Annotated in this window: 21 protein-coding genes (1 of these 21 running past the window's edge); 3 read left to right on the forward strand and 18 right to left on the reverse strand. The window is 42.3% G+C overall.

Translation table 11 applies throughout. The annotated features are described in order from the left end of the window. The 18 genes from rplQ to FHG08_RS02575 form a co-directional block, all read right to left on the reverse strand. Positions 1-243: the 5' portion of a 50S ribosomal protein L17 gene (gene rplQ, locus FHG08_RS02490; RefSeq protein WP_008115370.1), read on the reverse strand. It extends 159 nt beyond the left edge of the window; the window shows 243 of its 402 coding nt (coding positions 1-243); the start codon lies at positions 241-243; its stop codon lies off the left edge, out of view. Positions 244-282: 39 nt separating this feature from the next. After that, positions 283-1,269, reverse strand: a complete 987-nt coding sequence (gene rpoA / locus FHG08_RS02495; protein WP_008115371.1) for a DNA-directed RNA polymerase subunit alpha — start codon at positions 1,267-1,269, stop codon at positions 283-285. Positions 1,270-1,293: 24 nt separating this feature from the next. After that, positions 1,294-1,914 carry a 30S ribosomal protein S4 gene (rpsD, locus tag FHG08_RS02500; protein ID WP_002959461.1) on the reverse strand — a complete coding sequence of 207 codons (621 nt, stop codon included), beginning with the start codon at positions 1,912-1,914 and terminating at the stop codon, positions 1,294-1,296. A gap of 21 nt (positions 1,915-1,935) precedes the next feature. Further along, positions 1,936-2,322: a 30S ribosomal protein S11 gene (rpsK, locus tag FHG08_RS02505; RefSeq protein ID WP_002959471.1), complete on the reverse strand. Its 387-nt coding sequence runs from the start codon at positions 2,320-2,322 to the stop codon at positions 1,936-1,938. Between the two features lie 12 nt (positions 2,323-2,334). Beyond that, a complete protein-coding gene (gene rpsM, locus FHG08_RS02510) occupies positions 2,335-2,691 on the reverse strand; it encodes a 30S ribosomal protein S13 (RefSeq protein WP_008115377.1) in 357 nt (118 codons plus the stop codon). Positions 2,692-2,816: 125 nt separating this feature from the next. Next, entirely contained in the window at positions 2,817-2,930 is a 114-nt protein-coding gene (gene rpmJ, locus FHG08_RS02515) for a 50S ribosomal protein L36 (RefSeq protein ID WP_002959476.1), read from the reverse strand. 22 nt (positions 2,931-2,952) lie between these two features. Next, a complete protein-coding gene (gene secY / locus FHG08_RS02520; RefSeq protein WP_008115380.1) occupies positions 2,953-4,281 on the reverse strand; it encodes a preprotein translocase subunit SecY in 1,329 nt (442 codons plus the stop codon). 10 nt (positions 4,282-4,291) lie between these two features. Next, positions 4,292-4,726, reverse strand: coding sequence for a 50S ribosomal protein L15 (gene rplO / locus FHG08_RS02525; RefSeq protein ID WP_008115382.1), 435 nt, complete (start codon positions 4,724-4,726; stop codon positions 4,292-4,294). Positions 4,727-4,730: 4 nt separating this feature from the next. Next, the gene (gene rpmD / locus FHG08_RS02530) at positions 4,731-4,913 is read right to left on the reverse strand and encodes a 50S ribosomal protein L30 (protein ID WP_008115384.1); all 183 of its coding nucleotides are present in this window, start codon (positions 4,911-4,913) and stop codon (positions 4,731-4,733) included. A 3-nt stretch (positions 4,914-4,916) separates the two neighbouring features. Continuing rightward, positions 4,917-5,423: a 30S ribosomal protein S5 gene (rpsE, locus tag FHG08_RS02535; protein WP_008115387.1), complete on the reverse strand. Its 507-nt coding sequence runs from the start codon at positions 5,421-5,423 to the stop codon at positions 4,917-4,919. A 9-nt stretch (positions 5,424-5,432) separates the two neighbouring features. Continuing rightward, positions 5,433-5,783, reverse strand: a complete 351-nt coding sequence (gene rplR / locus FHG08_RS02540; protein WP_008115388.1) for a 50S ribosomal protein L18 — start codon at positions 5,781-5,783, stop codon at positions 5,433-5,435. Between the two features lie 9 nt (positions 5,784-5,792). After that, positions 5,793-6,326: a 50S ribosomal protein L6 gene (gene rplF / locus FHG08_RS02545; RefSeq protein WP_008115390.1), complete on the reverse strand. Its 534-nt coding sequence runs from the start codon at positions 6,324-6,326 to the stop codon at positions 5,793-5,795. A 13-nt stretch (positions 6,327-6,339) separates the two neighbouring features. Then, positions 6,340-6,732, reverse strand: a complete 393-nt coding sequence (rpsH, locus tag FHG08_RS02550; protein WP_008115392.1) for a 30S ribosomal protein S8 — start codon at positions 6,730-6,732, stop codon at positions 6,340-6,342. 21 nt (positions 6,733-6,753) lie between these two features. After that, the gene (gene rpsN / locus FHG08_RS02555) at positions 6,754-7,059 is read right to left on the reverse strand and encodes a 30S ribosomal protein S14 (protein WP_006794245.1); all 306 of its coding nucleotides are present in this window, start codon (positions 7,057-7,059) and stop codon (positions 6,754-6,756) included. 10 nt (positions 7,060-7,069) lie between these two features. Next, on the reverse strand, positions 7,070-7,609 hold the full coding sequence (gene rplE, locus FHG08_RS02560; protein WP_010392500.1) for a 50S ribosomal protein L5: 540 nt from the start codon (positions 7,607-7,609) through the stop codon (positions 7,070-7,072). 16 nt (positions 7,610-7,625) lie between these two features. Next, positions 7,626-7,940, reverse strand: a complete 315-nt coding sequence (gene rplX / locus FHG08_RS02565; RefSeq protein WP_004589210.1) for a 50S ribosomal protein L24 — start codon at positions 7,938-7,940, stop codon at positions 7,626-7,628. 10 nt (positions 7,941-7,950) lie between these two features. Further along, positions 7,951-8,319, reverse strand: coding sequence for a 50S ribosomal protein L14 (gene rplN / locus FHG08_RS02570; protein ID WP_008115397.1), 369 nt, complete (start codon positions 8,317-8,319; stop codon positions 7,951-7,953). A 274-nt stretch (positions 8,320-8,593) separates the two neighbouring features. After that, complete coding sequence (locus tag FHG08_RS02575; RefSeq protein ID WP_178956713.1) at positions 8,594-10,531, reverse strand: AsmA family protein; 1,938 nt, start codon at positions 10,529-10,531, stop codon at positions 8,594-8,596. A 266-nt stretch (positions 10,532-10,797) separates the two neighbouring features. Here FHG08_RS02575 and FHG08_RS02580 point away from each other — a divergent pair, with 266 nt between their 5' ends. The 3 genes from FHG08_RS02580 (at position 10,798) to FHG08_RS02590 (ending at position 13,812) form a co-directional block, all read left to right on the forward strand. After that, on the forward strand, positions 10,798-11,961 hold the full coding sequence (locus tag FHG08_RS02580) for a hypothetical protein (protein WP_178956714.1): 1,164 nt from the start codon (positions 10,798-10,800) through the stop codon (positions 11,959-11,961). 292 nt (positions 11,962-12,253) lie between these two features. After that, positions 12,254-12,931, forward strand: coding sequence for a TorF family putative porin (locus FHG08_RS02585; RefSeq protein ID WP_178956715.1), 678 nt, complete (start codon positions 12,254-12,256; stop codon positions 12,929-12,931). 203 nt (positions 12,932-13,134) lie between these two features. Then, entirely contained in the window at positions 13,135-13,812 is a 678-nt protein-coding gene (locus FHG08_RS02590; protein WP_138608294.1) for a nitroreductase family protein, read from the forward strand. Positions 13,813-13,828: the final 16 nt, after the last annotated feature.

Here is a 13,828-nt window from a genome sequence, read left to right on the forward strand (position 1 = left end):
ACTGAATAACTTACCAACTACTTCATTATCACGCGTGCGAGCAAACGCTAAACGGCGATTTGCTACACTGTCAGTCTTAGCCAGTGTGATTAAAGGTTCAATTACACGGCGTAACTCTTTCGCTTTAGGCAAAGTAGTTTTGATGATTTCATGTTTCACCAAAGAACCTGCCATATTGCTGAACATCGCTTTACGATGGCTACTGTTACGGTTTAATTGACGACCACTCTTACGATGGCGCATGACCCTATCCTTCTAACTAAACTAATATAGTGATTTAGATTATTCAGCTAGGCTTGCAGGCGGCCAATTTTCTAGGCGCATGCCTAGAGAAAGACCACGTGAAGCTAGCACGTCTTTTATTTCAGTTAGAGACTTCTTACCTAGATTAGGCGTTTTAAGAAGCTCAACTTCAGTGCGCTGAACTAAATCACCGATATATTGAATTTGCTCGGCTTTCAAACAGTTTGCTGAACGTACTGTTAATTCAAGATCATCAACTGGACGAAGTAGAATAGGATCGAATTCTGGCTTCTCTTCTTTCTCTTCTGGCTCAGTTACATCACGTAAATCTACGAATGCATCTAATTGCTCAGCTAAGATAGTAGACGCACGGCGGATCGCTTCTTCAGGATCTAAAGTGCCGTTTGTTTCCATATCAATGATTAACTTGTCTAAGTCTGTACGTTGCTCAACACGGGCTGATTCAACCGAGTACGCAATACGTTCAACTGGGCTGAATGATGCATCAAGCAGCAATCGACCAATTGGACGCTCATCGTCATCAGAGGATAAACGACTAGATGCCGGCACATAACCACGACCACGCTCAACACGAATACGCATGCTGATCTCGCTGTTATTTGTTGTTAAATTACAAATAACATGATCTGGGTTAGCAATTGTTACATCGCCATCGTGCTGAATATCTGCCGCAGTCACAGGGCCTACACCAGATTTAGTCAGGGTCAGAAAAACTTCATCTTTGCCTTCTAACGTTACCGCTAGACCTTTAAGGTTTAGTAGTATTTCAATGATGTCTTCTTGTACGCCTTCTTTCGCGCTGTACTCATGCAATACACCGTCGATTTCAACTTCAGTTACTGCACATCCAGGCATAGATGATAACAGTATACGGCGTAAGGCATTACCCAAAGTGTGACCAAAGCCACGCTCGAGTGGTTCTAAAACTACTTTAGAACGCGTTGGGTTGATAGCGTCGATATCGACTAACCTTGGTTTTAGAAATTCTGTAACAGAACCCTGCATTTTATCCTCTCTTAACTCTTAACTTTACTTAGAGTAAAGTTCGACGATTAGTTGTTCATTAATGTCCGCAGACAGATCTGAACGCTCAGGTAGGCGCTTGAAGCTACCTTCCAATTTCTTACCGTCAACTTCAACCCAAGTCGGCTTTTCACGTTGCTCAGCCAACTCTAGAGCAGCGATGATACGTGCTTGTGTTTTAGACTTCTCACGGATTACAACAGTATCTTCTGGAGTAATTACGTATGAAGGAATATTCACAACACGACCATTAACTAGAATCGCTTTGTGGCTTACTAACTGACGTGCTTCAGCGCGTGTGCTAGCAAAACCCATGCGATATACAACATTGTCTAAACGTTGCTCTAAAAGCTGTAACAAGTTTTCACCTGTGTTGCCTTTAAGGCGAGCAGCTTCTTTGTAGTAGTTACGGAATTGCTTTTCTAATACACCGTAAATACGACGTACTTTTTGCTTTTCACGTAATTGTAAACCGTAATCAGATAAGCGTCCTTTACGAGCGCCGTGCTGACCAGGTGCAGTCTCAAGTTTACACTTAGAGTCGATAGCTCTTACGCCGCTCTTAAGGAACAGGTCAGTACCTTCACGACGACTCAGCTTGAGCTTAGGGCCCAAATATCTTGCCATGTTATTTCTCCTAACCTATTGTTAAACGCGACGTTTCTTCGGTGGACGACAACCATTATGTGGTATTGGCGTCACGTCAGTAATGTTGGTGATACGGTAACCAGCAGCATTCAAAGCACGTACAGCAGATTCACGACCTGGACCTGGACCTTTGATGAAAACTTCTAGATTTTTTAAACCGTATTCTTGAGCAGCAGTACCTGCACGCTCTGCAGCAACCTGAGCAGCGAATGGAGTAGATTTACGTGAACCACGGAAACCTGAACCACCGGCAGTAGCCCATGATAGTGCATTACCTTGACGGTCGGTAATCGTTACAATAGTGTTGTTGAAAGACGCATGAACATGAGCCATACCATCAGCAACTTGCTTTTTAACCTTTTTACGACGAATTGGTGTCTTAGCCATTTTACTATCCCCTTATCGCTTAATAGGCTTACGAGGACCCTTACGGGTACGCGCGTTAGTCTTTGTTCTTTGACCACGAAGTGGTAAAGAGCGACGGTGACGTAGGCCACGGAAACAACCAAGGTCCATAAGGCGCTTGATATTCAAAGTAACTTCACGACGAAGGTCACCTTCTACAGTGTACTTGCCAACTGCTTCACGCAGTACGTCAAGTGTTTCGTCTGAAAGTTCACCGATTTTTGTGGTCTCGGCGATACCAGTCGCTTCTAAGATAGCCTTAGAGCGAGTCTTACCTATGCCATAAATAGCTGTTAAACCAATAACTGCATGTTTATGATCAGGGACGTTAATGCCAGCGATACGGGCCACTAACACATCTCCTATATTTGAATTTGGTAATCATCTGTTTGAAAAGCCCGTAAGGATACTCAAACGAAGACCAAATCACAACTAAAAACACAGGCCGAGAAACCTCAGCCTGCACGACTGTTTACTTAGCCTTGCCTTTGCTTATGCTTAGGCTCACTGCAAATTACGCGTACTACACCAGCACGTTTAATAACTTTACAGTTACGGCATATTTTCTTAACGGAAGCACGTACTTTCATTGCTCAACTCCGTAAACTGACCTTATCGACCGTAGCCTTTAAGGTTCGCTTTTTTCAGCACAGAATCATACTGATGTGACATCAGATGCGTCTGTACTTGTGCCATAAAGTCCATGATTACAACAACGATAATCAAAATTGATGTACCGCCGAAATAGAATGGCGTTTGCCATGCCATAGTCATGAATTCGGGCACCAGACAGATAAAGGTTATATACAAAGCACCTGCCAATGTCAGGCGTGTCATCACTTTATCAATGTATTTAGATGTCTGCTCACCTGGACGAATACCTGGGATAAATGCGCCAGATTTTTTCAGGTTGTCTGCTGTTTCACGCGGGTTAAAAACCAACGCTGTGTAGAAAAAGCAGAAGAAGATGATAGCCGCAGCTAAAACCATTGCATACAAAGGCTGACCTGGAGTCAACGTTGTAGCAATTGCTTGTAGCACATCAGCAACCGGACCTTCACCCTGGCCGAACCAGCTTGCAATTGTACCAGGGAACAGAATTATACTGCTAGCGAAGATTGGTGGAATAACACCCGCCATATTTACTTTCAGAGGTAAATGCGTGCTTTGAGCAGCAAATACTTGACGACCTTGTTGACGTTTGGCGTAGTTAACAACAATACGTCGTTGACCACGTTCAAAGAATACAACAAGATAAGTAACAGCGAATACTATAACCGCAACCATCAACAGTACAAAAACATTCAAATCACCTTGGCGCGCCATTTCGGCTGTCGAACCAATAGCAGACGGCAGGTTAGCTACAATACCAACAAATATTAGAACTGAGATACCGTTACCGATACCACGTTCTGTTATCTGTTCGCCCAACCACATAAGGAACATAGTACCGGTTACTAAACTCACCACTGCGGTGAAATAGAATCCCATACCTGGGTTAACAACTAACCCGTTCATCATGCCCGGTAAGCTTGTGGCAATACCGATTGATTGGATAGTAGCAAGCACAAGCGTGCCGTAGCGTGTGTACTGGCTTATCTTTTTACGCCCTTGCTCACCTTCTTTCTTAAGCTCTATAAACGGCGGATACATATGCGTTAATAGTTGCGTAATAATCGAAGCCGAGATATACGGCATGATACCCAGTGCTAACACTGAAGCTCGCTCAAGCGCACCACCGCTAAACATGTTGAACATCTCAACAATGGTGCCCTTTTGTTGCTCGAAGAAATCGGCAAGTACAGCGGCGTCAATCCCAGGGATCGGCACAAATGAACCTAGACGGTAAATTATGATAGCACCCAATACGAAGAGTAATCGGCGCTTCAATTCCGAAAGTCCACCTTGTGCACTTTGTGTATCTTGACCTGGTTTAGCCATTAGTACTTCCTTAGTCTTCTACCTTGCCTCCGGCAGCTTCGATAGCTTCGCGTGCACCTTTAGAAGCCTTAAGGCCTTTAACGGTAACAGCGCGTGAAACTTCGCCAGATTTAACAACTTTAACGAACTGAACGTTCTTTTTAACTAGACCAGCTGCTTGTAACGCGCTTAGGTCTACCACATCGCCTTCAACTTTAGCGATTTCGTATAGGTTAATTTCTGCAGATACTAAAGATTTGCGAGAAGTGAAACCGAACTTAGGTAGACGACGTTGCATAGGCATTTGACCGCCTTCAAAACCAACGCGTACTTTACCGCCAGAACGTGATTTTTGACCTTTGTGACCACGGCCACCAGTCTTACCAAGACCAGAACCGATACCACGACCAACACGTTTTGGAGCAGTTTTTGAACCTGCAGCAGGTGAAAGTGTATTCAAATGCATCGAATTACCCCTCTACCTTAACCATGTAATAAACCTGGTTGATCATACCACGCACACATGCTGTGTCTTCTAACTCAACAGTGTGATTGATACGACGTAAACCAAGACCGCGTAATGTAGCTTTATGCTTCGGTAAACGACCGATAGAGCTTTTTACTTGTGTTACTTTTACAGTTTTATTAGCCATGGTTTACCCCAAAATCTCATCTACTCGAAGACCACGTTTTGCAGCGATCGACTGAGGAGAATTCATGTTCTCAAGAGCTGAGATCGTTGCACGTACAACGTTGATCGGGTTAGTAGAACCGTAACATTTAGAAAGTACGTTCTGCACACCAGTCACTTCAAGTACTGCACGCATAGCACCACCTGCAATGATACCAGTACCTTCAGATGCTGGTTTCATAAACACTTGTGAGCCAGCATGACGTCCTTTAACAGGATGCTGTAATGTGTTGCCATTTAGGTCTACGTTGATCATGTTACGACGTGCTTTTTCCATTGCTTTTTGAATAGCAGCTGGAACTTCACGTGCTTTACCATAACCGAAACCTACTTTACCTGCGCCATCACCAACTACAGTTAGTGCAGTAAAGCTAAAGATACGACCACCTTTAACTACTTTAGACACACGGTTCACCGCGATTAGCTTTTCAGCTAAATCAGGCTGTTGTTGCTTTGCTTCTACGTTAGCCATTGTCTACTCCTAGAATTGCAAACCGGCTTCACGCGCAGCATCAGCTAGCGCCTTCACACGGCCGTGATATTTAAAGCCACTGCGATCAAAAGCAATCTTTTCGATGCCTTTGTCAGCCGCACGTTCAGCAACCGCTTTACCAACTGCTTGTGCAGCTGCAACGTTGCCTGTGCCTTTAACTGTTTCGCTAATAGCTTTCTCAACAGTAGAAGCAGCAGCCAGTACATTACCCTCAGCGTTTACAACTTGAGCGTAAATGTGACGTGGCGTGCGGTGGATAACAAGACGCGTTGTGCCTTGTTCAATATAATTTCTACGAGTGCGTTTAGCACGACGTAGACGAGCTGTTTTTTTATCCATCGTCTTACCTTACTTCTTCTTAGCCTCTTTACGGCGTACATTCTCATCTGAATAACGAACACCTTTACCTTTATAAGGCTCAGGTTTACGGTATGCACGAATGTTAGCAGCTGTTTGACCAACTAACTGCTTGTCTACGCCCTTAACTAGAACTTCTGTTTGGCTTGGAGTTTCAATCGTAATTCCTTCAGGAACTGCGAAATTAACTGGGTGCGAGAAACCAAGAGTTAAGTCTAAAACTTTGCCCTTAGCTGCAGCACGGTAACCAACACCTACTAACTGAAGTTTCTTCTCGTAACCTTCATGCGTACCAACAACCATGTTGTTGATTAGAGCGCGAGCAGTACCTGCTTGTGCCCATGCATTGGCTACGCCTTCACGAGGTAAAGTTGTAATAACGTTGTCGTTAACTTGTACTTCAACAGCATTGTTGATAGTACGAGTAAGTTCACCGTTTTTGCCTTTAACTGTGATTTCCTGGCCTTTTAATGTAACTTCTACACCGGCAGGAACGTTTATTGGTGCCTTTGCTATGCGAGACATAGTTCCCCTCCGATTAAGCTACAAAACCAATGATTTCACCACCAACGCCTGCACTACGTGCTGCGCGGTCTGTCATTAGGCCTTTAGAAGTTGATACGATAGCGATACCTAAACCACCCATTACCTTCGGTAATTCGTCACGTCTCTTATAGATACGTAGACCAGGGCGACTTACACGCTGGATATTTTCAATAACAGCTTTGCCTTCGAAGTACTTTAACTCGATAGAAAGCTCAGGTTTAACATCACCACTTACTGCGAAGTCTGCGATGTAACCTTCATTTTTTAATACATTAGCTACTGCTACTTTCAGTTTCGAATTAGGCATCGTTACAGATACTTTCTTCGCTGACTGACCGTTACGGATTCGTGTAAATAAATCCGCGATAGGATCTTGCAAGCTCATAGTCTTACTCCCATGATTCTATTACCAGCTAGCCTTTTTAAGGCCAGGAATTTCACCGCGCATAGCTGCTTCGCGAACTTTAATACGGCTCATGCCGAATTTGCGAAGGAAACCATGTGGGCGGCCCGTAATGTTACAACGATTACGTTGACGTGCAGGGCTAGAATCACGAGGTAAAGCTTGTAGCTTAAGTACCGCGTCCCAACGATCATCTTCAGATGTATTAACATCACTGATGATAGCTTTTAGTGCTGCACGCTTTTCAGCGTACTGAGCAACTAGTTTAGTGCGCTTTGCTTCGCGCGCTTTCATAGAATTCTTTGCCATAACCCTACCCTTATTTCTTGAATGGGAAGTTAAACGCTTCTAACAACGCACGGCCTTCCTCATCTGATTTCGCAGATGTAGTGATTGTGATATCCATACCGCGTACACGGTCTACTTTATCATAATCAATTTCTGGGAAGATGATTTGTTCACGTACGCCCATGCTGTAGTTACCACGTCCATCAAAAGACTTAGCACTTACACCACGGAAGTCACGGATACGTGGGATAGCGATTGAAACCAAACGCTCAAAAAAGTCCCACATACGCTCGCCGCGTAGGGTTACTTTACAACCAATCGGGTAACCTTCACGCACTTTGAAGCCAGCAACAGATTTGCGTGCTTTAGTGATTAAAGGTTTCTGACCAGAGATAGCTTCTAGATCCGCAACAGCGTTATCTAAAATCTTCTTGTCAGCTAAGGCTTCGCCCACACCCATGTTTAATGTGATCTTTTCGATCTGAGGGACTTGCATGACAGAGCTGAAACCAAACTTCTCTTGAAGTTCAGCAACTACTTTGTCTTTATATACTTCATGCAGTTTCGCCATCATTCTACTCCAACTATTAGATAGTTTTACCAGTAGATTTAAAGATACGTAATTTCTTACCATCTTCAATCTTGAAACCTACACGATCTGCTTTGCTCGTTTCCGAGTTGTAGATCGCAACGTTTGATACGTCGATAGACGCTTCTTTCTCAACAATACCGCCAGCTTGGTTCAACTGTGGAACCGGCTTTTGATGTTTCTTGATTAAGTTAATGCCTTCGACAAATACTCGACCAGACTCGGTTACAACTGAAAGCACTTTGCCGCGCTTACCTTTGTCTTTACCTGCTAGTACGATTACTTCGTCATCACGACGGATTTTTGCTGCCATGATAGACTCCTTACAGTACTTCTGGGGCTAGTGAAACGATTTTCATGAACTTTTCATTACGAAGTTCGCGAGTCACAGGGCCGAAAATACGAGTACCAATAGGCTGCAAGTTATCATTTAAGATAACAGCCGCATTGCTGTCGAAACGGATCAATGAACCGTCTGGACGACGAACGCCTTTTTTGGTACGCACAACTACCGCGTTTTTAACATCACCTTTCTTCACTTTACCGCGAGGAATCGCTTCTTTTACAGAAACTTTAATGATATCGCCAATCGCTGCATAGCGACGGTGTGAACCACCAAGGACTTTTATACACTGCACTTTGCGAGCGCCGCTGTTATCAGCAACTTCCAGCTGAGTTTGCATTTGGATCATGTTAATGACCTCCGGTGTAGTAATTACAACTTGTCTTAAATTTGTTTAAAATCAAGACATTTCGATTGAATTCCACTCAAAAAACATACTAGATGTCTCTTAAGGGCGGGCAATTGTATCAGCATTGAGAGGGGAGTGGTAGGTTATTTTTTAATTAATTTAATGCGGACGCTAAATTAGAAACTGGTTTTTTATGCTATTTATCTAAATTACAGGTGGTTATAAAACAAACAAGGCATCTCAGCGATGCCTTGTTTTATATCAGTAATTAAAATTAGCCAAACAAACCTTTTAATTTGTCTTTAATTTTGTCTTTAGCTTTTTCTTTTGCTTCATCTTTAACCGCACTGCCTATATCTAATTTTATGCCAACATCATGAAATGGGCCTTTTATCCTCAGGGGAATTTTAAAGCCAGTGCTATCATCGGTAGTACCTTGACCTTCAATAGAATCAACTAAACCTGTTACTAGGCGGTAATTAACCAGAGTTTGCGGTAAATCAACATCTCCTTCACCTGAAATACGTATTAAAGGGCTGATCAACGATAAATCAGTATTTTTGCCTACGCCATTGGTAAAGTTAAAACTACCAGAAAGTGCAGAGAAATCTGTTTTCTCAGATTCCTCAAATCCTGTATCTAATCCCTCAGACACGGCATTAAAGTTGCCTTTAACTAGCTCTTTACCCTTACGCACCATTTCTGCTACGTTTGCTCCCTTAACTGCACCATCAGCGAACTTGAACCCTAGTTTACCATTAAGCGCGTTAATAAACGTTTTTTGGCTTTGCCCTGCTGTGGTTAGATTCCAGTTTAAAGAGCCCTTGCCCATTAGCTTATCAAACCCTGCAGCATCGCTAAGTAATGGCTGTGCGTCTATTTTATCTAAATCGAAGTTGGTTGCTATTTTATACGGGGTATTTTGGGCATTGATAGTCACCCCCCCTTTACCTGTTCCTTCATAAGCGGCAAAGCTATCTAAGCTTAATTTAGCAATGCTATTTTTAAGTGCTACAGTAAACTGGTTAGCGCCGAGTTTAATGTCGTTAGCTTTTAAACCGCTTGAACGGACAATCACATTTGCATCTAATGCATTTAAGCCACTTAAATCAATTTTAGTATCATCCCACACTATTGGCTCTGCAGGCTTAGAGTCGTCTTTTGCTGGGACTTCTTTTTTAGCTACGGTTTCAGGTAAGTAAGGATTTAAATCAAGCATGCCTAAGTCAATATCAGCATTAACCGCTAAACGACTGCCTAGATTCACCTTACTTTTACCTTTAATCTCGAGTGCATCGAGCGTTGCAACTAATTCAGTTAGGTTAAACTCTTCACCGAGCAGGTGCATTTGGGCATTGATACTAAAGGCATTAAACGCATTGTCTTTAGCGTTTAAGTCAACCCCTTGCCAGTTAGCAATATTTTTAACTGAATCACCGTTAAGTGCTAATAATCCATTAATATCTTGGCCTTGTTTGGCTATGCTGCCATCAAACGTTAAATCTACTAAACGTGAGTTAAGTTTTTGCTTTACATTAAATGTGGCGCCTTCAATCGCTTTTGCTGGAGTATCAAGTTTTACATCAAGTTCAAATCGCTCTTGCATATAAGTAATAGCACCGGTTACTTCGAGCTGTTTGCGCAGTGAAGGCAGTAATATAGCCAGTTCTAAATCGCTAATTTGTTGTTTAGCACCCGTTTGACCATCTAAATAAGTAAATGACCCGCCATAAATAGCGACTTCACCTAATTGAATATCAAAGTTTTCAGGTAGTTTGACTGCCTCACCCGATTGAGTTTGTTGCTCTGGTTGCTTGGCCACTGCATCAAATAACTGCCAGTTTGCTTTGCCGCTTTTATCGGTTTCTAGCAAAATATCAGGCTCATTAATTACAAACTTTTCTAGCTTTAGTTCGCCACCGAGTAATGAAAGCCACGGAATATGAACTGCAAGCTGCTGCATACTCGCCATATCAGCGCGAGAGCCGCTCGGCATATTGGCAAAATGCACATCATTAAGCTCCAGCTTTAATGCAGGAAATACACTGAGGGTTTTATCTCCCTTTATGGTTAATGTGCGCCCGGTTGTTTTTTCAACCTGCTCAGACACTTTATTAAAAATGGTATCAGTTGGAATTAAAAAAGGTGCAGCAACAATTAGTGCTATGCATACCAATAATATAACACCAATAACTTTAAATAAGGTCTTCATGATCATCCTTTCAAACGTGCAAATAATGCTCTTATCATAGCGAGAGTTAGCGCGAAAAGCATTGTTAAACAAATAAAAATCTATTAACCATAGCTATCCTCTTTCTAAATTAGGTTTTAAAGACTCACTTTAATAAACTTAAAGATTCACGCTTCTGATTACATTCCTTTAATTGTTCGGTATGATGCGCGCCCCTGTTGTATTTAGCCTAAATAAGCTAAAATAAAGCGACTAAAAAGTATATCTAACCGGAGAGTCTACAAGGCATGAAGAAACTGCTAATTTCACCGTCAAAAATGGCATTAGGCGAGCAAGAAAGTCAAATTTACCAAAACATTCTGAAGCAATCTTCAGAGCTAAGCCTAAACCTGATGGCTGTGAAAGTGGAAAACCATCCAGAAGACTTTTTAGGTTGGTGTTACGAGCTATTAAGCGCAAGCCGCGACCGCATTAATTATGACTTACTCGAAACCCCACAATTACCATTATTAAAAAAGCTGCATGACCAACTTATTTCAGCCATTAGCTTTTTACAATTAAAAACATTACGGGTAGCGCCTTGGCCAGTAGTGAGTATGTTTGTAGAGCAACATAAAGAACTGGTGGCACTTGATGAGCAGTTACGTTTAACTACTTATATTGCAGGCCTACGTGAAAAATCGTTAAAAGATATGATCCCTGAAGACTTACTCGCTTTTAGCGGTAAGCATATGGCATCACTCGATCCGAGTACTTATAACTTTGATGTAGAATGGTTTGCCTCTACCAAAAGCGCCAAAGGTTTTCACCAGATGCTGGCTGACCTGCCAGGTGCCTTCGACGATGCGCTTAGCAACATTCCACTTGAGGGTGATGTAGCCCAAACTGATTATCAGCAATTTGTAGTTGCTTACTTGAGTGCATTTAATGGTTGTGATGAAAAACCAACACTGGCACCTGCCACCCGCTTATTAGCAATGCGCCGCCCTGATGTATTTACACCAATAAGCAATAGCCGCTTAGATGCACTTTGCTCAGCTTTAGGTATCACCAAATTAAATAACCGCGACTTTGAGCGTTATTGGCAAGATGTAGTACAAAGTATTCACGCTATGTCATGGTTTAAAATGGCCAACGCTGGTAATGAACTAGAAACCCAATTAGTAGATATTAAAGCGCTTATACCTTGCTTTTTTTACTATGCAGATACTAACACTGCTGATAACTCTAACTACATTAAGCTACTTAATAAACCTACACGTAGCACTTCTAGCAGCAGTAAAGCGCCACGCCGAGGTAAAGAATCTGCTGAGATTTTAGTGGACCGCGCTCTTGCTGCTGATGATATCCCAGAACATATTCGTGCTAAACGTGACTCCATTATTAGCGAAGTACAGAAAGGTCGTGGCGTAAACGAAACAATTACCCTAATGCGTACCATATTTGGTTAATTAATCAACAAGCAAACCCAAATGGCCTAGCAGCGCTTTGATGGTGCAGCTAGGCTACTTTTTGCACCAGCAAAGTGAACCTTTAAAATAATCACTTTTGTATACCTACCTCATATTATTTTCAATACATTGTTTTAAATAATAAAAATAATTTATAAACAAATAAGTTTAATTTGGCACACACAGTGCAAATACCCCATTAGTAACATAATAAAATGCCGCCAAACAAAAGGTTGTAGTCATTCATAATAAAAAGCCTTGGCGTGCAAAATCATACAATGGGAAATAAGACATGCTAAAACTACAAAAAACAATATTGATCAGTGCATTGGCATTAACAGGAATGACATCAACTACTGCATGTGCTGAAGTAACAGCAAATGCAGCAGCCACTTCTAACTACTTATGGCGCGGACAAGAGCAAACTGGGGGCGATGCAGCTGTATCTGGCGGTATTGATTACGCTAATGAATCTGGCTTTTATGCGGGTACTTGGGCGTCAAATGCGTCTTGGGCCGATGAAATGACCTACGAGCTAGACTTATACGCAGGTTTTGGCGGCGCAATTAATGAAAGCGTGAGTTATGACGTAGGTTATATTTATTACGCATACCCAGATGCGGCATCAGGTGCCGATGCAGATTTTTCTGAAGTTTACGGTAGCATTAGTGTGCAAGGTTTTACATTTGGCGCAGCCGTACTTGCAACTTCTGCTGCCAATGGTGACGGTACTGATTTTGGTGATTCATTGTATCTAAATGCCGATTACAGCTTCGCTGTTGGTAGCGATGGCACAGAAATGGCGCTACACATAGGGCATTACTCAGGCGATTTCATCGGTGATGACAATATTATTGATTATGGTGTATCTGTGTCTAAAGATGGTTTTACTTTTGGTCTATCAGATAACGACATGGACGGCTCTGATGTAAAAGCCTATGTAGCCTACGCTGTAGACTTTAACCTATAAAAAATGTGTTACTTGCTGCAACACTAAGGGCCGCAAGGCCCTTTCTCGTTTCATTGAGATCTTACTGCTACTCAAATTTGTTTTTGCTAAAATTTTTTTACTGCCAGTTTATTTTTATGATTGAATAAGCTTAATAACACTTGCTTAGAAATGAGCCTATCGGTATAAAAACCAAACACTCTAAAAATAAGAAGCGAACAGCCATGCAAGATCACAAAAGCCAACCATTAACCGATTTTATAGAATACCCGCCAGAGGAAATGCTCGAGCGAGCGAATGAGTTTTTACAAACTAGCCAACGCCGCCATAGTATTCGCAGCTTTAGTAACCGCCAGGTGCCAAAAGAAATAATCGAAACCTGTATAAAAGCGGCAGGTACAGCACCTAGTGGCGCAAACCACCAGCCTTGGCATTTTGTGGCCATTAATAGCGCAGATGTTAAAAAGCAAATTCGTGAAGCAGCCGAGAAATTAGAACGCTCATTTTATGAAGGTCGCGCAGGCGAAGAATGGCTTGATGCATTAAAACCATTAGGTACCGATGCTAATAAACCCTATTTAGAGCACGCACCATGGTTGATTGCAGTGTTTAGTCAAAAAAAGGGGGGTGTAAATACGGACGATAAAAACACTAATTACTATGTACATGAATCGGTAGGGCTGGCCACTGGTTTTTTAATTCAAGCACTACACCGAGCAGGCCTTGCAACCCTGACCCACACGCCAAAACCAATGAGCTTTTTAACCGATATTTGTGGCCGTGATAAAGACAACGAGCGTCCTTATATGCTATTAATTGCAGGCTACCCCGATGAGCATGCAACGGTGCCTCTGCATGCACTTGATAAAAAATCGCTGGATGAAATAGCCACATTTATTTAACCCGAACTCTGGTTAT

This window comes from Pseudoalteromonas sp. Scap03 (assembly GCF_013393115.1).
In the GTDB taxonomy this organism is placed as follows: Bacteria; Pseudomonadota; Gammaproteobacteria; order Enterobacterales; family Alteromonadaceae; genus Pseudoalteromonas.